This is a genomic window from Pseudoalteromonas prydzensis, from assembly GCF_011050055.1.
Lineage (GTDB): Bacteria > Pseudomonadota > Gammaproteobacteria > Enterobacterales > Alteromonadaceae > Pseudoalteromonas > Pseudoalteromonas prydzensis_A.
Genome location: NZ_DRGM01000179.1, coordinates 15,153 through 36,492, shown reverse-complemented (window position 1 = coordinate 36,492; position 21,340 = coordinate 15,153). Strand labels below are relative to the sequence as shown.

14 protein-coding genes and 3 tRNA genes are annotated in these 21,340 nt (G+C 40.7%); 6 read left to right on the top strand and 11 right to left on the bottom strand.

All coding sequences use genetic code 11. The annotated features are described in order from the left end of the window. Positions 1-31: 31 nt before the first annotated feature. On the bottom strand, positions 32-229 hold the full coding sequence (locus ENH88_RS17910) for a helix-turn-helix transcriptional regulator (RefSeq protein WP_304184328.1): 198 nt from the start codon (positions 227-229) through the stop codon (positions 32-34). After that, on the bottom strand, positions 226-660 hold the full coding sequence (locus ENH88_RS17905; protein ID WP_304184326.1) for a hypothetical protein: 435 nt from the start codon (positions 658-660) through the stop codon (positions 226-228). The genes ENH88_RS17910 and ENH88_RS17905 overlap by 4 nt, the downstream gene beginning before the upstream one ends. A 230-nt stretch (positions 661-890) precedes the next feature. Here ENH88_RS17905 and ENH88_RS17900 point away from each other — a divergent pair, with 230 nt between their 5' ends. The 5 genes from ENH88_RS17900 (at position 891) to ENH88_RS17880 (ending at position 8,710) form a co-directional block, all read left to right on the top strand. Beyond that, positions 891-4,145, top strand: coding sequence for a winged helix-turn-helix domain-containing protein (locus ENH88_RS17900; RefSeq protein WP_304184323.1), 3,255 nt, complete (start codon positions 891-893; stop codon positions 4,143-4,145). 22 nt (positions 4,146-4,167) lie between these two features. After that, the gene (locus tag ENH88_RS17895) at positions 4,168-4,545 is read left to right on the top strand and encodes a DP-EP family protein (RefSeq protein WP_304184321.1); all 378 of its coding nucleotides are present in this window, start codon (positions 4,168-4,170) and stop codon (positions 4,543-4,545) included. A 151-nt stretch (positions 4,546-4,696) separates the two neighbouring features. Beyond that, complete coding sequence (locus tag ENH88_RS17890) at positions 4,697-4,873, top strand: hypothetical protein (protein WP_414704860.1); 177 nt, start codon at positions 4,697-4,699, stop codon at positions 4,871-4,873. A 236-nt stretch (positions 4,874-5,109) separates the two neighbouring features. Continuing rightward, positions 5,110-6,045, top strand: a complete 936-nt coding sequence (locus tag ENH88_RS17885; protein ID WP_414704861.1) for a GGDEF domain-containing protein — start codon at positions 5,110-5,112, stop codon at positions 6,043-6,045. A gap of 145 nt (positions 6,046-6,190) precedes the next feature. Further along, positions 6,191-8,710 (top strand): TonB-dependent receptor plug domain-containing protein, encoded by a 2,520-nt coding sequence (locus ENH88_RS17880; protein ID WP_304184317.1) that lies wholly within the window; start codon positions 6,191-6,193, stop codon positions 8,708-8,710. A gap of 69 nt (positions 8,711-8,779) precedes the next feature. On the opposite strand, the gene ENH88_RS17875 is transcribed toward ENH88_RS17880, so the two are convergent. The 9 genes from ENH88_RS17875 to ENH88_RS17835 all read right to left on the bottom strand — a co-directional run bounded on the left by ENH88_RS17875 (position 8,780) and on the right by ENH88_RS17835 (position 18,287). Beyond that, positions 8,780-9,697: a tetratricopeptide repeat protein gene (locus ENH88_RS17875; protein ID WP_304184315.1), complete on the bottom strand. Its 918-nt coding sequence runs from the start codon at positions 9,695-9,697 to the stop codon at positions 8,780-8,782. A 229-nt stretch (positions 9,698-9,926) separates the two neighbouring features. After that, positions 9,927-10,064, bottom strand: a complete 138-nt coding sequence (locus tag ENH88_RS17870) for a hypothetical protein (protein WP_169020715.1) — start codon at positions 10,062-10,064, stop codon at positions 9,927-9,929. Between the two features lie 165 nt (positions 10,065-10,229). Further along, positions 10,230-11,582, bottom strand: a complete 1,353-nt coding sequence (locus ENH88_RS17865) for a magnesium transporter (RefSeq protein ID WP_304184311.1) — start codon at positions 11,580-11,582, stop codon at positions 10,230-10,232. A 113-nt stretch (positions 11,583-11,695) separates the two neighbouring features. Beyond that, entirely contained in the window at positions 11,696-14,779 is a 3,084-nt protein-coding gene (locus ENH88_RS17860) for an efflux RND transporter permease subunit (protein ID WP_304184308.1), read from the bottom strand. Then, on the bottom strand, positions 14,776-16,077 hold the full coding sequence (locus ENH88_RS17855) for an efflux RND transporter periplasmic adaptor subunit (RefSeq protein ID WP_304184306.1): 1,302 nt from the start codon (positions 16,075-16,077) through the stop codon (positions 14,776-14,778). Before ENH88_RS17855 ends, ENH88_RS17860 begins: the two co-directional genes overlap by 4 nt. A gap of 2 nt (positions 16,078-16,079) precedes the next feature. Next, a complete protein-coding gene (locus ENH88_RS17850) occupies positions 16,080-17,480 on the bottom strand; it encodes a TolC family protein (RefSeq protein ID WP_304184303.1) in 1,401 nt (466 codons plus the stop codon). A 289-nt stretch (positions 17,481-17,769) separates the two neighbouring features. Next, positions 17,770-17,845: transfer RNA gene (locus ENH88_RS17845), tRNA-Phe, on the bottom strand. Between the two features lie 218 nt (positions 17,846-18,063). Then, a tRNA-Thr gene (locus ENH88_RS17840) sits at positions 18,064-18,139 on the bottom strand. Between the two features lie 72 nt (positions 18,140-18,211). Continuing rightward, a tRNA-Phe gene (locus tag ENH88_RS17835) sits at positions 18,212-18,287 on the bottom strand. A gap of 279 nt (positions 18,288-18,566) precedes the next feature. Between ENH88_RS17835 and ENH88_RS17830 the strand changes: the two genes are divergently transcribed. After that, positions 18,567-21,335 carry a hybrid sensor histidine kinase/response regulator gene (locus tag ENH88_RS17830; RefSeq protein ID WP_304184301.1) on the top strand — a complete coding sequence of 923 codons (2,769 nt, stop codon included), beginning with the start codon at positions 18,567-18,569 and terminating at the stop codon, positions 21,333-21,335. The last annotated feature ends 5 nt before the right edge of the window (positions 21,336-21,340 follow it).

Genomic DNA, 21,340 nt, shown 5'->3' with positions numbered 1-21,340 from the left:
CTGTGCACTTTAAGTGCACAGAGAGTCAAATTTATACTTGTTCATCTTGAAAAATATCTTCAATTTTTAATTTAAATAACCGAGCAGCTTTAAACGCTAAAGGCAAACTAGGATCAAACTTGCCTTTTTCGATAGCATTCACCGTTTGCCTTGATACATCAAGTAGCTCCGCTAATTTTGCCTGAGTAAGGTCATGCTCCGCGCGCAATACTTTAAGGCGGTTTTTCATTCTTCGTCCTCAGCGCCAAGTTGTTTATTCATCACTACGACACACACTAAATAAGTTATCCCCATAAACATCACTAAATGGGAAATCCCTTGTCGAAACGAAATTACCCCGCTGGTTTGTAATACCGAGTATGCTAAACCAAATACTAAACTCCCTCCTAAGGTAATCGCCATCGCATTTAAATGTAACCGTTGCTGCAATTCATCTAAGCCAGCTAAATGGCGTTTATTTGCCATAATCATCATAATACCTGCGCAAACATTGACCATAATTGCCACTATACTAAGTAGCGTATTCTGCTCGCCCCACAGCAACAATGGCCCGAATGACGCAAGCGCCAAAGTTAAAACCCATGCCAGAGTCCACTTTGCTAAATAAACTGTGTTTAGTTTGTTACGTTGTTTGAATGTTAATCCTGTTTGTTGTTTCATGCTCTCGCCTTTTTAGTCAAGTAAACTTGACTAAGTATTATTGAGGCTCACAATAAAGTCAAGCAAGCTTTACATAAAGTAACGTAAATAAGACACCGCTTGTACTGTAACTGTTTAATGAAGCTTTTTAACATTTAACTCAGAATATTGTATTAATTTATTGCTTGCAGTAGGATAAAAAAACCTGTTGAAGTAATCTCAATTTTAACAATAACAATGATGAGCCCTGCATGAGTAAACCTGTTTTCTTTGTCGGTGAATGGCAAGTAACACCTGCCACCAATAGCTTACGACGAGGCACGCAAGTCAAACAACTTGAGCCCAAAGCGATGGATGTTTTATTGTTATTATGCGAAAAACAAGGAGAGTTAGTTAGCAGTGAAGAGATCCTTAACCACTGTTGGCGCACTGTTGCAGTGGGCGATAATCCCCTACACAAAGTCATCACGCAATTACGTAAAGCATTTGACGACAAAGCCAGTGATCCGCAATACATAGAGACAATCCGCAAGCGCGGCTACCGCGTTATCGCCAACATAGCGCTCCCTCTCGATGACGAACAAAAAGCCAGCCATAGTAAGTGGCAAGGTGATTCGCCATTTGTTGGCTTAAGCGCGTTTTCCGCCAATGAAGCTGCGGTGTTTTTTGGCCGCAGCAAACAAATAAACACACTATTACAACGCGTATCTGCGCAAATTAATTATGGCCGCGCATTTTGCTTATTGCTCGGCTCCAGTGGCTCTGGTAAGTCATCACTGGTCAATGCTGGTGTATTACCTGCACTAATGAGTGAAGCAGGCTTTGATGGTTTTCGCGCTGAGTCTTACTGCTTGCTCGACTTTGCAGACGTAAGTAAAGAACGGTTAATACTCGATCTAGCCTCTACTTTGCTTGATTTAGAAATCAACGATGCGCCAGTTTTAACGAATATCAGTGCCGACTCCCTCAGTGAGTTATTACTCTCAGCGCCTGAGCAAGTTATTGAGCGTTGCCAAACCGCTTTAAAGCAAAGCCAAACAACCCATATAAAAGCGTATTTATTTTTATTTATCGACCGCCTTGAAGTATTACTGTCGTCGCCGGTATTTAGCGAGCAAGAGCGCAGCAACTTTTTAACGGTTATTGAGCAACTCGCTACCAGCGGCTGCATGATTATTTTTAGCGCCTGTCGTAATGACTTTTACCCGCAAGTGGTCAATCAACCAAGTTTAATGGCTGGTAAAGCCAATGGCGCCCATTTTGACTTACTGCCGCCAACTCGCTCTGAATTAAAGCAAATGATCCGCTTACCAGCCTTAGCCGCTGGGCTTAACTGGCAGCTTGACCCTGAGCACCAAACACCACTGGATGAAATGCTCTGTAACGACACCGCCAATAATCCCGATGCCCTGCCAATGTTGCAATACACTTTGCAGCAGCTTTACATTCAACGCAGCGAAAACGATGAACTACTGGTATCTGAATACCAAGCCTTGGGCGGTATTGAAGGCGCGATCGGTAAAAAAGCCGAACAAGTCTTTAGCCAGTTACCTGACAAACAACAAGCTCAGCTGAACTTTATTTTATCAAAACTTATTACCTTAAATGCAGACGGCGAAACTTTAACTAGCAGAGCTGCTCGCTGGAATGAACTTAACAATCCAGCGCAAACACAGCTGGTACAGGCCATGGTCGACAATCGCTTATTTGTATCACATCTTAAAAATGAACAAGCCTGTTTTAGTTTAGCCCACGAGGCGCTACTGCGTCACTGGCAACGCGCGATAGCGTGGGTAAGTGAACATCAACAAAGTTTAGCCATTAAAAGTCGCTTACAAATCGCAACCGAGCGTTGGTTAAACGAGCAAAAACATGCCGACTTTTTACTAGCCCAAGGCAAGCCGTTACAAGAAGCGCAAAGCCTAGCTAATAACGCTATGTTTAGCCTCTCATCTGCTGAGCTGAGTTTAATAAAGGCATCAAACAGCCGAGCAAAACGCAAAAAAACAGTGTTACAAGCCACCGCTGTCGCGCTTATTTTACTCAGTTTTATAGCCAGCTTTATGAGCGTGCGCAGTTACCATGCCGAGCAAATAGCCCAACAAAAACGCTTAGAAGCAGAGGGCCTACTCGGTTTTATGGTGGGTGAATTTGCCGATAAACTGCGTAGCGTTAAACGTATGGATTTGCTCGATGGTATTAGCAATAAAGCGCTGGAGTATTTTACTAATCAAGCTGATGAGGGCAACTCTCTCTTTAGCTTTACAGACCAAAAAGCCGAATTTAACAACCGCTTTCAGTACGCACAAACTCTTGAGGCTATGGGGGAAGTGGCCTATTCCCGCGGCAAAACCGACGAAGCTTTCACCGCCTTTGAAAACGCCCGCACTCGCCTTGAAACATTATTAAAAATACAGCCAGACAATCTAGAACTATTAACCCTTGCCGGTGCCAATGCCTTTTGGCTCGGCCAGCTTCATTATGATAAAAGTAATTACGCTGCTGCCGAGCCATTATTAAAAAAATATCATGCCTACAGCGAGAAAATGTATTCATTAGCACCGAATGATTTTAATACGATTATGGAGCTGTCATATTCACATAACTCATTGGGCTCATTGTATTTAGAGCAATTTAACTACACTGGCGCGAAACAACGCTTTACAGAGTCGCTCGCACTCAAAAATAAAGCCCTTGAGCTGCAACCCAATAACAAAAATTTATTAAGAGACAGAGCAGATACCATAAGCTGGTTAGCAAAAAATGAAGAGAACTTAGGTAATTTTAATGCCGCATTAACTATGTTAGAAAGTGCATCGAAAGAATTAAATAATATGCTTATTAACTACCCAAATGACGCTAGTTTATTTAATGACTTAGCCCATAATTATATGCAACAAAGCTACCTTTTGAGCTACCTACCTAGTAAACTACGCGCCTACAATAAAGCACAGAAAGCCACTACTACAATTAATAACGCTCGATTACAGGATCCAAAAAACAACAAATTTCAACTTTCTTACTATCGCTTTTTAGCGTATCAATTGATGCTTTCAGGTGATAAAAATATTAATGAACGAGTGAGTGAAATTATTAACTTTATTGAAAATCAAGGTTTTGAAGATACATTTACCATAAATACACAAGCAAGCCTCATTCACTATTTTATTGATAGAAATTCACCGCTTAAAGCTCTACAGTTATTAACGATACTTGAGAATGATGAAAATTATAAACTGCACATAGCCAATCAAGTGAAAATAAGGGATGGCTTAATACTTACACGGATAAATTTAATTAAAGCAAAATTAGCTGCAACGAATAAACTGCGAGCTAAATTTTGTTTAAAAACTATTGAAAGCATTTCTGAAAAAGTAAACACAACCCAAAGCGTAAAAATAACTTATCCGCTAGTTCAAGCTTACACCTGCTTAAACAGAGAAAACGAGATATCAGAAATCAAAACAAGCCTAATTAACTTAGGTATTACTAATTTTTCACTATAACCCTAAATACAAAGGAAATAACATGACAATTACCTTAGAAAAAGTCGACTTTCAAGTACATATTGAACTTAACGATAAAAAAGAGGCTATTTTTAGCTACAAAAAAAATGGCAAAGACGTTACTGGCGGCGGTATGGTAAGAACCGAAACCGCCGGTACTTACACGTTAGATCCATTGACAGTTAAACAAGGCTTTTTTTTCACAGGGGCGACAATCACTGACAAAGTAGGCACTTGTGCTCAAGACTTCAGTCATAAACTAAGCGATAACCACCAAGCAATCACCATCACTGACACCGCTGAAAACCCAGGCACAGCGTGTTTAATATTTAATGTTGAATGTAATGGCAAAGCCTATGAAAGCGCAGATCCTCAAATTAAGAATGAAAAAGAACTTTAATTAACAACGCTTAATTATTGATTTTTAAATTGCACAGGGCTGATTTATTCCTGTGCAATTTTTTATAAACAAAACACCTTAACGCCACTCATTACTAAATAACGTTATATAGGGAAGAACTTATTTTACCAACCTGGCAACACGTTATGACTTGCAGCTAAAACACCGCGTAGGCGATATTGTTGTTGTAACAACTGCCGCTGATAATCTTCAGCAACTAGTGCAACAATTAACGCAAGAGCCAACAGTAAAACAAGCAAGGTTTGATCTGCGTGAGTTAGGCTTAAGCGCCGACCTGCAAGTTGAGAATAACAAAAAACCTAACTAAAGCAGGCTAAGAACGCCCGAATACTTTACACAGGTTAGTTAAAACCTGTGTAAATTCAAAATAAAACAATAAAAATCAAAAACTTAAAAACAGAAGGTTACCAGAAGGTTTATTTGCACTTTTTTAAGTAAATTTATAGACACCAAAAACGTATAGCAAAGCGTAAAGGATTAAACGTGTCTAAGCAAACAACTAACAATAACCAAATACTTAGTGCAAATAAGCAATCAGTTGCTATTGGTAAAACCCTTTCAGCCTGTCTTTCTCACTTACAGTTTGGTGCCTTGATTGAACTGTTTAATGGTACCGCCGAAGGCATTTTTGTTATCGATGAGCAAGGCACGTTTGAGTTTGTTAATCCAATGGCTGCACAGTTTTTGGGGGACTCTCAACAATCATTAATTGGGCAAAGCTTACTACAGTTTTTACACCAAACTGACCGTGATAAATACATGTATACGTTACTAAACTGGTTAGATATAAAAGATACTCGCCTTAACTTTGGTCCTAATGAAGTAAAAATAAATAAAGCGGATGGCAATATAATTGAGGCCGACTTATCAATTTCTAATATGCCAGCAAGTATTGCGTCTGCGCAAAAACTGTATGTATGTATATTACATGATTTAAGTATACATAAAGCAATATATAACAAACTAAAAGTACAAGCATCTACAGATCATTTAACCGGACTTGCTAACCGCTTCACGCTAGATGAATCATTAAAACAATACTGGCAAGAAAGTATTCAAAGCCACCAACCATTGAGTAGTATATTAATTGATGTTGATCACTTTAAAAAATTTAATGATACCTACGGCCATATTAAAGGCGATAAGTGCTTACAAAAAATAGCCAAGGTTATTTTACAATGTGTACCATCAAGGGATTGTCTTGCTGCTAGATATGGCGGTGAAGAATTCGCAGTTATTCTGCCACGTTGCAATCGCGACAGTGCCACCGTTGTTGCCAGACATATTCAACAACAAATAAATGCCATGACATTTACAGATATTGGCTTACCGCCAGAAGTTAAGATTAGTGTTAGCCAAGGTATTGCCTGTGAATTTAATAATCAATATCGTACCTGTGAAGCACTTATATGCGCAGCCGATACAGCGCTATACAGAGCAAAAACTGATGGCAGAAATAAAATCAGCGTCAGCTCATAAGCATAAACAAACACTTTACTAACAAGAAACCACCAATATTAACAAATACCTTTAGTTACACATATACTATACTTTAATGTTATTTGTTTGTTCCCAATACGCTTTATACACTACGTAAAAGTATGACAACAACACGGGATCAACAATGAAACTATTTAACAAACTACCTTTGCAACTTGCCATCGCAAGTACATTGGCTACCTCAGTGACTGCAATCGCTGTGGAGCAAACAGCTGATACAACAGCACAAGATATTGAAGTTATTTCCGTTACCGGAACCAGGCGCAGTTTACGCAGTATCGCTGAAAGCACAGTTCCTGTTGATTTATTAACAAGCCGCGACTTAGCCACCACAGGCCAGCTTGAAATAAGCCAAGTGCTTGCAGCGCAATTACCTAGCTTTAACTACCCAAGTGCAACCCTTGCTGATGGCACTGATCATGCCAAGCCTGCGGTATTACGTGGCCTAGCACCCGATCACACCTTAGTACTCGTTAACGGTAAACGCCGTCACTCTGGCGCTTTATTGAATTTAGGCGGCACCGTTGGCCGTGGCTCTACGGCCGTTGATTTAAATAATATTCCAACCTCTGCGATTAAACGCGTCGAAGTATTACGCGATGGTGCAGCTGCTCAATATGGCTCAGATGCCATTGCTGGGGTGATCAATATTGTGCTCAAAGATGCCGATGAAGGCGGTAGTGTAAGCTACACCTATGGTCAATATGATTCGCAAATGGCAGGCTCTGCACAGTTAAAAGAAACAATCATCGACTCGCAAGGTAAGCTTGGTTTTGTTAAAGGTGATGACCGCCGCGTTAGCGACGGTATTTCCCGTACTGCAAGTGCCAATGCAGGCTTTTCATTTGCCGACAATGGCTTTATCAATATCTCAATTGAAACCCGTAACAACGAGCCAACAAACCGCTCAGGTATTGATGAGCGAGAACAGTATAGTCGTGATGAAAACGGTGCGCTTGATCCAAAAGAGCTGACGTTTGATCGTTATAATCATCGCTTTGGTAAAGCCGATGTTGAAGATATCGCGCTATTTTATAATCTTGGCTACGACTTTAGTGATGACTTATCACTTTACTCTTTCGCCAGTTACTCAAATCGTAAAGGTAACTCAGGCGGGTTTTATCGTCGTGCGAAAGATTCGCGTAATTTAACCGAGGTTTACCCTGATGGCTTTTTACCGCAAATAGACACCGATGTAGATGACTACTCGTTTGCTATTGGCCTCAATGGTGAAAGCAATGATTGGACATGGGATATCAGCACTAACTATGGTCTTAATGACTTTGCTTTAGGTGTTAGTAATAGCTTAAACACCTCTATGGGTTTAGATAGCCCTACTGAGTTTGATAACGGTTCACTCGTTTACGAGCAATACTTAGTCAATATGGATGCGAGTAACTCTTTTGACTTTGGTCTACCCGACGATGTATTTGTAACTATTGGCGCTGAGTATCGCCATGAAAGTTATCAAATTAAAGCCGGTGAGCAAGCATCGTACATAACGGTACTTGACGCACAAGGCGAGCCTGTTGCTGCCGGTGGCGCTCAAGTTTTAGCTGGTTTTTCACCGGATAGTGCTACCGATCAAAGCCGCCATAATATTGCCCTATTTGCTGAATTTGATACTTACTTAACCGAAGATTGGAACGCCGTACTTGCGGGTCGATTTGAAGACTATAGCGACTTTGGCAGCACTTTTACTGCAAAACTTGCTAGTCGCTATAGTATTAATGACTCTCTGTCACTACGCGGTGCTATCAGCAGTGGTTTTAGAGCACCCTCGCTTGCTCAAACCGCTTATAAATCAGTCAGCACGGTATTTGAAAACGGCGTTCCAAGTGAAGTAGGCTTATTCCCTGTTGATGAACCTGCGGCACAAGCATTAGGGGCTCGTAAACTTGATGCTGAACAGTCTGTAAACATGACTGCCGGTTTTATCTTCACAGAAGGTAACTTTAGCTTAACGTTAGATGCATACCGCATTGATATTGATGATCGCATTGTGTTATCAGAAAATCTGCAAGGGCCGGAGGTCGAAGCTATTTTAGTCCAAGCCGGTGAACTTAATACCCAAAGTGTGCGCTACTTTACCAATGCTATCGATTCTCGCACTCAAGGTGTTGATATTGTTGCTACCTATTCATTAGGTTTAGAACACTATGGTGATTTACGCTTAAGCGCCGCAGTTAACTTTAACGATACTGAAGTCACCCATGTAAAAGAAAATCCACCTGAGCTTGAAGCCCTAGGTGATGACTACGAGTATTTTGCGCGCCGTGAAATCACCCGTTTTGAAAAAGGCACTCCAGCGGATAAATGGAATTTGTCAGCAACGTGGGATTATGAAAATGTACAAACCACGCTTCGTGCAACACGCTATGGTGAAGTGGTTGATACCTCAAGTAGCGCTGAGGGTGATGAAGTTATTACTGCTAAATGGATCACAGATTTAGAAGTGGCGTATCGTCCAACTGAGCAATGGAAACTGGCTTTAGGTGCTAACAATTTGTTTGACCAATACCCGCAAGATACCGTAAGTAATATTGGCTATACTGATTTTAATCAGATATTTAGCTACAGTTCTTTTACACCATACAGCCTAGATGGCCGTTTTATTTATGCGAATGTAACGTTTAGCTTTTAATTAAACAAATAACTACGGCCCGTATAAATATGGGCCGTAGTTACCGAGGGTGCATAGTTATTACAATCGTTACAACGCTAAAACTGTCGCCAATTGTTCATAGACCTTTTTATGATAACGATTTAAATCACTCTCTTTAACCGCTTTAAACCACTTAATGGCCTGCTGATTATCTTTTGCTTGCCAGCATATTTCTGCCAGCCTTAATGTATGCGCAGCTTTAGTAATATCATCGCTGCCATCAACCATATAACTTAACGAGTCAACATAGTACTTAATAGCAAGATCATACTCTGCGAGCAGCTGATAAGTGCGTGCTAAATTGCCTTGCGCAACAATAATTTTATTTTGATGTTGGGTTGGATAAATCCAGTCGAGAGCTTGCTTTCTACTCTTTTTGGCATTTTCTAGATCACCAAAACCATGATAGGTATTTGCTTTGTTTGAATGTAATTCAAAGTTAAAAATGGGATCTTTACTTTTACCAAATTTTCGCTCTGTTTTTAGCAGCATTTGAAAAGCGGTTTCTTTATTACCAAAAACATACTGTAAATTAGCCAACTCTAGCATCCGCATTGGATCAGAAAACGATTCATACATTTGTTGTATATCGTCAAAAGCCTTGGTTGCGTATATTTTTGCACGCTCGTCATCATTATAATAACGTAACGCTTTGGCGTAATAGAAGTAAGTTTGAACTTTAAAAACTTTAGGTAAATCATCTCGATCTGCAAATGGCTCAACTATGGCTTTCAAGGCTTCAAAGTCATTTTTATCATAGTAATAATCAAATAAATAAGAGTTAGCCTTATACCAGTGTGTTGAATTTAGATCCGAAGACGCTATATGTTCATTAATATACGTTAAACATTTTTTATCTGGTTGCTGCTGGCAAAACTGCTCGTGATCACTAAAGTGTTCAGATGCATACATGCTGGCAGGAAAAATCCACACTAAAATAGTGAGTACACAAAAAGTTTTTATCATAAGGTCTAAGTAAACGCTTAATGCAGTCAAGACGAACATAGATTAAAACATATTTGCATAAAAATATTAACAAGTATTACGCAACAGCAAATTATAACGTGCTAAAAATAGAGGTAATAAACAGACTTGGCAATTACAAAAAAATTATAATTGCCTAAGCATTTGAAAGGTATATCTATATACCATCACTGATGACGCTGAATAACTGGTCACACAGCAGTATTTTAGATTAAGCTGCTTTTTTCAGCGCTTTTTTAAGCTTACCTATTTTAGCTTTTTGTTTTGCGACTTTATCTTTACGAGCACTGATTTCTTTTTTAATCGATTTTACTTCTTTACTGATTGCTTTAGCTGGTTTCTTTGACATTGAGTATTTCCTTTTTAATTATGTAACTCGCTACTACGAGAGCTGTACTTTATGATAAAAAAGAACCAGATGATATGCGCCAACCAGTTCTTCACTAAAGATTCACATAACAGAAATAAAACTGAAATCAATCAAGTGCCAGTGGAAATTGTCATACTTCGCACACTAAAGTAGTAATAAACTACCTAACCCTAAGAAAGTCACAAAGCCAACGATGTCGGTCACCGTTGTTAAAATTACTGAGCCTGATAACGCAGGATCGATTTTCATTTTATCTAAAATCGACGGGATCACCACGCCAGATAAAGACGCAGCAATCAGATTGAGCAAAATAGCCACTGTGATAGTAATACTGAGCATCACATCACTAAACCACACATAGGTAAGTACACCTATAACCATAGCCCATACACAGCCATTTACCGCACCAACCCTGAGCTCTTTTTTAAGTAACGCTTTGCGGTTTGAATCAGTTACCTGACCAAGCGCTAAACCGCGCACGATAACGGTAAGTGTTTGACTACCAGCAATGCCGCCCATTGAAGCCACCACCGGCATTAATACCGCAAGTGCAACAACTTGTTCAATCGTGGCGCCAAACAAACCAATAAACCAGGATGCTAAAAAAGCGGTTGCTAAATTAATACCTAACCAAATTCCGCGGTTTTTCGCACTTTTGCGAACGCTGGCAAATAAGTCTTCATCCTCTCGTAAACCACCCGCTTTAGCTGCAGCTTCATCGGTTACTTCTTGACGTAATTTGTAGGCTGAGGTGACTTTTAAGCGGCCAAGTAGTTTGTTATCTACATTCACTACTGGCATCGCCATTCTTTCGCTGTGGATCACCACTTCAGCCGCTTCGTATAAGTCATCATCGGCGTGCAATGAGGCGATATCGTGCTCGGCAAAACTTAATAAAGTATCTGAATCCTGAGCTTTAAATAATGCATTAACCGGCACTTCACCAATCAAGGTGCCTTTACGACTTACTAAATAAATCACTTCAGTATACTGAGGTAAACCTTTTTGCAGGATTTTACGAGCGCCCGCAACGGTTAGCTTTTCCGATACTTTAATGGCATCAAAATCAAGCCAGTGACCTAATTGCTCCGGGTTATATTGCTGTGCTAGTTGGTACTGCTTAGTTTGTACTTCATCTAACTGACGGCGAGCATATTCAACAAAACGCTCAGGAATGATCTCTTCGAGTTCTAGTAACTCTTCAACACTCACTTCATCGAGTAGTTTAAAGCCATCAGCTTCGTCCAGTGACTGTAGTAACCAACGACAACTATCCGCGCCTAAATTAATAAATATTTCGTGTTGGGTATCTTCATCTAGCAGCTGCCAAATATCTAAACGTTGCTCTTTTGGCAAGGCTTCAAACAATAATGATAAATGTTCAGTTGAGAGAATTTCTTTAGCGTCGGCTAACAGCTTGTTTTTACGTTCTGTGGTATCACATTGCAGAAGCTCATCGATAAGCTGCGGGAGTTGATCAATCGGGTATTCAATCATATTGAAGCCTTTGAATTTAACTACTTTGCGGTTAGTTTACCTCAGCGTGAAAAAATAGTTTGAGAAATTTTCGTAGTAATACCCACAGCTCAAAAGCTGTGGGTATTTATTATTTATTTAAACCAACCTTGCACTCGCTCCATCAATAAGTAATTAACGGGCACCAACAACAAGGTGATAAAAGTTGCAAAAATAATCCCAAAACCAAGGCTCACCGCCATGGGGATCAAAAATTGCGCTTGTGTTGCCTTTTCAAACAGCAGTGGCATTAAGCCAATAAAGGTGGTTAAACTGGTTAGCATCACGGGGCGAAAACGAGATGCGCCAGCCATTTTGATCGCATCCAGTAACTCGCCGCCTTCACTGCGTTTTTTATTAATAAAATCAACTAATACGAGTGAGTCATTCACCACAACACCGATCAGGGCCAACATCCCAAGCAGGCTCATAATGGTTAATTCCATTCCCATAATCCAGTGTCCTACCACGGCACCTATCATGCCAAATGGGATCACACTCATAACGATTAAGGGTTGTAAGTAAGATTTAAACGGGATCGCCAATAAGCCATAAATGATAAAAAACACAAATACCAATGCCCACGCGAGTGAACCAAATGACTCTCGTTGCTCTTTAGCTTCACCTTCGAGTGAGTGACTAACACCTGGGTATTGCTGCACAAGCTCATCGAGGTAAATTTTTAAATCGGCTTGGAGCACCGTCATATTGGTGTTTTCTTTTTCTATATCAGCGGTAACATTCAAGGTACGGTAGCGATCAATGCGATTAATCGATGAAGGACTCTGCCCTGGCACAAGCTTAGCAACATGCGATAAAGGCACAGTGCCACCGTCAGGTAAATTAATTAAAATATCTTTTAGATCAGCGACTGAGCGGCGCTCTTCAAGTGGTAAACGCACCATCACTCGCACATCATCGCGGCCACGTTGAATGCGCTGCGCTTGTGCACCAAAAAATGAATTACGTACTTGTTGAGACACGTCAACACGGTTTAACCCCAGTGCAAGGGCTTGCTCTGTCAGCTCGATTTGTAACTCTTCTTTACCGTCAGACATGCTATCGGCAATATCAAATACCGTTGGGTAAGTCGCCAAGCGAGCTTTCACATGCTCTGCCACTTCTTGCAAGGTTGTTAACGATGTTGCGTTAAGTTGCACATCAATAGGGTCTGAACTGCGGCCAATTTCGGCTCTAAAGGTTAAGCTCTCAGCGCCTGGGATAATACCAATTAAGTCTCGCCATTCGCTGGCAAGCTCCCGCGAACCAATATCAGAGTCACGCTTTTCAGCAGGCGTAATTTCAAAACGAACACTGCCAGAGTTAGACGCCCCACCGCGCCCGCCTGTGGTGGCGAGTATATTTAAAATAACACTTTCACCGCTTTCTTGGTCGCGGTACTTATCTTGTAATTGACGTGCTTTATCTGACATATCAATTACATACTTATTGGTTACTTCAAACGGTGTCCCCGTTGGCAAGGTTAAGTTAACCCGTACCGTTTCGCTTGGAATACGTGGAAAGAAAATAAACTTAGTCCAGCCGCTGGTGATCATGGTTAAAATGATCAAGAAAATACCAACAAACAAACTCACCGTGGCTAATTTATGCCGCAAAGCTAGATTCAAAATAGGCTGATAGTATTTCAAAATTGCATGCTCAAAACCATCAGCAAAACGCTGTTGAAATTTATCAAACGTTGAGGGCTCGCCTTTTTGATGACGTAATTTGATATATTTTAAATGCGCCGGTAACACGAACTTAGATTCAATTAACGAGAATAATAAAACGGGGATCACCACCACCGGAATTTGCGCAAATAACGCGCCGCGGCTGCCTTCAATAAATGCCAGCGGTAAAAATGCCGCAACCGTGGTTAAAACCCCAAACGTTACCGGCGTTGCCACTTCTTGGGTACCACGAATAGCCGCTTGTTCACCGGATTCAGCGGTTTTTAAATGAGTGTAAACATTTTCGCCAGTAACAATGGCATCATCAACAACAATCCCCAGTACTAAAATAAAACCAAATAAACTCATAATGTTCAGTGTTACACCAAACAATGGCATCGCTATAAAAGCGCCCATAAACGACACAGGAATACCAATAAACACCCAAAATGCGATGGCCGGCCGTAAAAATAACGTCAGTAATGCCAACACTAAAATACCGCCTTGCAGGGCATTAGTGGTGAGTGTGGCAATACGGCTTTTAACCAACTCTGAATCATCGTCCCAATAACTTAGCTCAAACCCCATTGGCAAATTAGCTTGTTGCTTTTCAATGAATTCTTTAACTTCATCCGCCACGGTGATAGCACTTTGTGGACCAATTCGATATACGTCAATAAACGCAGCTTGCTTACCATTAAAGCGTGTCCGCACTGGGGTTTCTTCAAAGTCATCACTGATTTTAGCGATATCACCCAGCCGAATAATGGTGCCATCGCTTTGGTGTTTTATCACAACTTGGGCAAATTCGTCTTTGCGGTAAGCTTGGCCTTTAGAGCGAATGAGTACGTCGCCGCCCTCGGTTTTTAAATTCCCCGCTGAGATGTCTGAGCTTGAGTTGGAAATGGCTCGCGAAATATCACTTAAACTTAAACTATATTGGCGTAAAGTATCTTGGCTTACTTCAATGGCTAACTCGTAATCACGTACACCACTTAACTCAACTTGCGTCACGCTCGGTAAACGTAGTAATTGATCTCGCACTTGCTCGGCGTATTCGCGGGTTTCTTTTTCACCATAATCGCTGGCAACGGTGACAGCGATTACTTCGCGTTTACGCTCTGCAAGGGCAACAACTGGCTTTTCGGCATCAACTGGAAAGGTATTGATCGCATCAACCCGACTTTTTATATCGGCTAATAACTCCCGTGGATCATAACCGCTTTCAACTTCAATGCTGACCGAGGCAGAGCCTTCTGAAGAGCGACTTGAGATCTGTTTGATCCCTTCTAAATCTTGCACTGACTCTTCAATACGAATAGTCACCCCTTGCTCCACATCTTCAGGCGTTGAGCCACGTAATGATACGCTGACGCTGATACGATCGGTTTCAAAGGAAGGAAATACTTCCAGCGGTATTTGCGTGGTTAAACTAAATAAACCCACAAATACAATGCTGATCAGCAATAAATTAGCTGCAACATGATTTTTGGTAAACCAAGCGATCATGGTTTATCTCCTTGCGCTCTTGCTGCGCGGCGTTTTTCAACTAACTGCTCAACAGTAATACCCTGTTTTTTAGCTATTTCTTCGAGCTGTTCACGGCTCGGACGTTGTTTTTTCATCGGCTCTGCTGAGGTTGCAGGCTCGCCAATAACTTTCACTCGCGTGCCCGAACTAACTTGGCCAAGCGGTGTGAGTACTAGCTGTTCACCAGCAGTTAAACCACTGGCAATAATCGCTTGGGTAGCATTTTGCCATGCTACGCTGATCTCTTTACGTTTTAATACGCCTTGCTCAACAATATACACATAACTACCTTGATAAATGGTGCTGTTAGGAATAACTAATACAGCGTCTACCTGTTTACCACTGATCTGCGCTTTAATATATTGCCCTATTTTGATCGGGTATTGGTTTTGCGAGGTTGCTTTGTATGGATCATTAATTTGTGCCACCACATAAAGTTGTTGGGCGCTTTCATCAATCGCCCCTTCAGTGCGGGAAATTTGTCCAAGCCAGCTTTGCTTACCAACTAAATCTGAGGTGAAATGCACCTTTGAACTGAATGCATTTTTTTGCCCATCACGGTATTGCTCCGGTAAGCTAATAAATGGCAAGTCTTTATTTTTTATCGGTAGACGAATTTCAACACTATCAATGGCATAAATCGTCGCAAGCTGGGTATTGTTAGACACCACTTGCCCTAAATCAACGCTGCGACTAAGTACACGCCCGGCATAAGGGGCAATAATTTTCGTGCGTTCTAAATCAAGCTCGGCTTTTTCAAGTTGCGCTTGAGCAGCAAGCACCTGGGCTTGCGCTGCGGCTAATTGTGGTTCGCGCAGCACTAAATTACTCGCTTGAGCGCCATTACCTAAACGCTGCCAATCAACTAAAGCTTGGCGACCACGCGCTTGCTCTTCTTGCAGGCCCTGTTGCACGGTTAATAAATTTGCTTGTGCGGCTTTGACTTCAGCGCGGTGATCCCTATCATCAAGTTGAAGTAACACATCACCTTTTTCAAAAAAGCCCCCTTCGCGGAACTGCTCACTGACAGTGATAATTTGCCCCGATGCTTGGGCAACTAAGCCACTTTGTGTACGCGGTTTTACGGTGCCGAAACTATCGATCATCACTTGATACGATTGCGGTGTTAGTAGCTGCACTGCCACACTAATTTGTGCTTTAGGTGGCGCTGCAAAGCGGTTAGCTTGTGGCGGATTACCTTTAATAAACATAACGATAGCAGCGGTTGCTGCAATCACCACAACAGGGATAAGTATTTTTCTGGTTTTTAAGTTCATTGTTATTGCTCGGCTGATCCGTTAGTTGGCTGTGAAAAATCGCCACCAAGGGCAATATGAAGATTGATACGGTTGATAATTAGCTGGTTTTTAATTTCAATAACTGAGCTTTGCGCATCAAATGAGCGATCTTGTGCATCTAATACTGTGGTATAAGTAACTAAACCACTTTGATACTGCTCAAACGATAATTGCTCAGCTGCAATGGCATTTTCTTGTGCTTTAAGCGTTGCTTGGTAGCGCTGTAGTAATGATTGTTCTTGCGAAATAGCCTGTTCAACATCATTAAATGCATCGTACAAGCTCGCTAAATAATTTTGCTCTTGGCTGAGCACCGCTAATCGCGCAGCTTCCTCGTTTGCCTTTAGTCTACCGGCATCAAACAGTGGCATAGAAATACTTCCAACCAGCGACCATGCAAGGCTCGACGGAGAAAACAAATCGCTTACTCGGTCAGTGCTATCACCTAACGTTGCGGATAAGTCTAAGCTCGGAAAACGTTGTTTATGGGCATACGCTAAATTAGCATCGCTACTTAACAGTTGATACCAACTGGCGATTAAACTTGGTTTGCGGGTAATCAGTTCTGACGGTAAACCTAATGGAATGGGTTTATCTAATAATGGCAGCTCAGCATCGACAGTTAAGGCCCCTTTTGGATAATCTCCAGTTAGCCGTTCAAGCGTACGAATAGCTTGGTTTAATGTCGCTTTTTGCCCTGCAATCCGCGAACGTTCAGTATTTAATTCATTACGTGTTAAATACACATCTAACGCATCATTTAAACCTTGGCGATAACCCGATTCAATAATTGCCAAATTTTGCTCAGCGTTTTTTTCACGCTGTTGATACAGTGCCAATAGCTTTTGCGCACTGATCACATTAAACCAACCACTGACGACATCGCCAACTAAACGCTGCTTACTTTGCTCAAAATTGGCTTGCTCCGCTAAGAACTCAAGGTTAGCTTGACGCTCTGCATCAGATAACTTGCCCCATAGATCAATTTCATAGCTGAGAGTTAAATTTGTCGAGCTGGCATTATTGTAGCTAACTGGGCGATTATCTTTGCTGCGATTAGTACGTGCAGATAAATCTAAACTCGGCCACAACGCCGCGCCAGTGGCAACTAATTGCTGCTGTTTAATTGCAACATCATACCCAGACTGTAAAATTTGCTGGTTATTTGCTAATGCCTGTTCAACAAGAAAAAAGACTTGTGGGTTTTCTAATTGCTGCAGCCAGTTATCTTCAACCTTTAATGCAGACGTAGCAGCTTGTTGCCACAACTGTGGAGTATTTGCGATATCTTGCGCTCGTTCAGTTCGGTTGAGCTGATTGCTGCATGCACTGAGCAGCAACACACTCATCACCACTAAACTCGGCTTAAATTGCCAAATCATATAAAAACCTGAATTACTTCTATTTATGAGTGTAATTCAAGCACCAGCACAGCAATAGCTCAACTGACTTTACATAACATTACACATGCTTACGTGAAACAGCGATGAAGCGCAGGTTTTATGGGATTAAAGTGTAAGGTGTAAGGTGTAAGGTGTAAGGTGTAAGGTGTAAGGTGTAAGGTGTAAGGTGTAAGGATTAGAAAATACAACCAAGTACATGGCAAGCTTTACTTGTGCTAATTTTCTCTAAAAACAAAAAAGCCCAGCTAATACTGGGCTTTGATATAAATGGTGCCTCGACGCGGAATCGAACCACGGACACGAGGATTTTCAATCCTCTGCTCTACCGACTGAGCTATCGAGGCACTTAAACAGTGCTAATTAAATGTTTTAAAACATTTAATTTAAATAAATGGTGCCGACTAACCGAGTCGAACGGATAACTTAAATGAATTACTGATTACAAGTCAGTTGCTCTTTCAAATTATCTAAAATAAATGATGCCGACTAACCAAGTCGAACGGATAACTTAAATGAATTACTGATTACAAGTCAGTTGCTCTATTCAAATTATCTAAATAAATGGTGCCGACTAACCGAGTCGAACGGTTGACCTACTGATTACAAGTCAGTTGCTCTACCAGCTGAGCTAAGTCGGCACACTAAACTGTGTGCTAAGGCACGCGTAATAATGTTTTAATCATGTGATTTAAACACCATTACTTAAATAATGGTGCCCAGACGCGGAATCGAACCACGGACACGAGGATTTTCAATCCTCTGCTCTACCGACTGAGCTATCTGGGCGTGCGGCGTATTAAACTGGTTTTGCCCTTTCAAGTCAACTTTTTTTTTATTCTTTATAACTGTTTGCACAGTTTTTCAACAAAGCGATTAATAAATGTAAAGCACGCTGTTTTTTACAACAATAACGCTTTAATTTATCTATCGGATAGGTATTTTAACTGCTTTGTGTACAACTGTACTAAAAACGTAGTGAATTATTTCTGGTAAATGATAGGATTGATTTCCAGTACACAAGCGACTGTTTAGATTGCGGTTGATAATAGACAAGTTGGATAATAAATGCAGAGTAAATTTTCTTCTCCTGTAAAAGGCTTATTGCCTCTTTTTATAATTATAAACCTAACCGTAACAGCACTCGCTGTAGTTGCTTATTCTTTTTACCCTACGCAAAATACTAAAGTAGCGCAAAACTCACTAAGCTTAACGCAATTAGCTGAGCAACTAGATACACCTTTAGTAAACGCATTGACGCGCCCAGGGCAAGATAATGCCAACAAATTACTCGATTTAAGTGTCGCACTGAATACACAGTTTGATTACTACTTATATAGGTATACAGCAACTGCACAAACACAATTAGTCTTTGCTAGTAATAAGCCTGTAATTGAAGCTAATAAACTTGACCAGCATTTAACCGAGCAAGGTGTTATCCATCATCAGTTAAAGTTAAATGATCAGCCCGTTGGTGAATTGATCATTAAACAAAAATCCAATTCCGCAGCCTTGTTACCACAACATTCAACAGTACTTGCAATAGCCATTGCTGGATTTGCTGCCGTATGCTTATTTTTGCTTGCCTTGTTTTTTAACGTCTACCTTAATACACGGATCCGTAAAAGCAGTGACATTCTTGCTCATGAATTAGAAAGCATCACTAAATCTAACAGTTACAATACACAAGTTAACGAACAGCTCGATATTGGCCTTGCCGTGGTCGCAAAAAATATCAACCAACTATTGCTGCAAGTACAAAATGCAATCAGCAATAATGATATCGCCCAACAAGATTTACAGAACCTGCAAAGTAGCCTTGAAACAGAAGTACAAAACCGTACTTTAGCGCTTGAAAAAGCAAGCCAAAGAGCTGAACAAGCAAGCGAAGCAAAAACAACTTTTTTAGCGACTATGAGTCATGAAATACGCACGCCAATGAATGGCGTTATTGGCACGATAGATTTATTGAGACAAACCGAGCTCAATGGTGCTCAGCATCGCTTAAGTACTATAATTCGTGAATCAGCCTTTTCATTATTGGGGATTTTGGATGATATTTTGGATTTCTCAAAAATTGAAGCCGGTAAACTCAATATAGATACAATTCCTTTTTCAGTGTCAGATACCATAGAGGAAGTTGCCAGAGTATTGTCATCGGTAGCTAAAAAACGCCAATTAGAGTTAGAACTTGCCATAGCTCCTGATATCCCGATTAACTTAATAGGTGATACGGTACGTGTTCGCCAAGTACTTTATAATTTATGCAGTAATGCAATTAAATTTACCAGCAGCAATGACGACCGTATAGGCTATGTGCGTATTTCAGTAGAAGTCGCACAAAATACCGCGGATCACTTCACCTTGCGTTTTACGGTAAGTGATAACGGTAAAGGCATGAACCAAGCCCAGCTTCGAGAAATATTTAATCCATTTATTCAAGCCGAAGGCTCTATTACCCGAGAATACGGTGGCACAGGTCTAGGTTTATCAATTTGTAAAAGTTTAACTGAGCTAATGCTGGGCTCAATAAATGTGACTAGTAACGTTGGGATTGGTAGTGATTTTGTAGTGGAGCTGCCATTTAGTACTGAAAACAATATTAAATACGCCCATAAAAATGCATTAAAAGATCATCGCGTTGTGTTGGTTACTGAGCACCAAACCAGAAAGCAAACCATAAATCGTTACTTATCATTTATGGGCGCTAAAACAATTACAGTACAAACGGTAGCAGAAGTGGAACAACATCAAGACATTCGCGGTATTATTTGGGTGCTTGATGGTGTTGATACAATGGATAATATTAATTACTTATTACGTCGTTTACTGTATACCCTTGAAGATAATAACCAGCAGGTCGTGGTACTTAGTAAGTTAGATGAAACCGCGATCAATCATCAAAACATTTTTTATCTCAACGCAGCGCCGTTATGTAAGTCAAACTTTATGATGTCGTTGTTAGTTGCAGCTGGGCTTCACACACCAAGACAAGTTAAGCCGGTTAAAACCCTTAATAATTATTTAAATATTGAACAAGCTCGTGATGAGAACAAACTCGTGTTACTCGTTGAAGACAATGTTTTAAATCAGCAAGTACTCACCGATCAATTGCATTTACTAGGGTTTGGTGTCGAGGTTGCTGAGAACGGTGAAGAAGGCTTAAAAATGTGGCAAAGCGGTCATTACCCATTAATTTTAACCGACTTACACATGCCTAAAATGTCTGGTTATGACATGGTTGAAAAAATCCGCGATGAAGCCGCACAACTTGAAGACATCAACGCCCAACCTTACATCATCGCCGTAACCGCGAATGCTCTAAAAGGTGAAAAAGAGCGCTGTTTAAACGCTGGAATTAATGATTTTATTACCAAACCAGTTGAATTAAACACCCTAGAGGCAACGCTCAATAGTTGGAGTAATATAAGTAAGCAAGGACCTATCGCAGCTACACAAAATAAACCGACTACACCTATTAACCTTGAGATGCTTGCCAAATACATCAACCATGACGAAGCAAAGCAATTACGTTTCTTTAAAATGTATTTAGAGCAAAGCCATACTTTAACTAAAGAAATTAATACCGGTGTAATGACCGCCGATAATGAAAAAATTATCTCCGCGTGTCACCAATTAAAATCAATATCGAAAACCATTGGCGCCGAAAAAGTCGCGGAACTTGCCACTGATTTTGAAAGTCATTGTAAAGAGCAAGACCTAACCAGTGATCAATTAATTGAACTACGCGATAATTTAGAAATTGAATATTCTCGTGTTGCGCAATATTTAAAAGAGCAAGTACGTAATGCTCAAGAGCAAGATGATACGATTTAATTTAA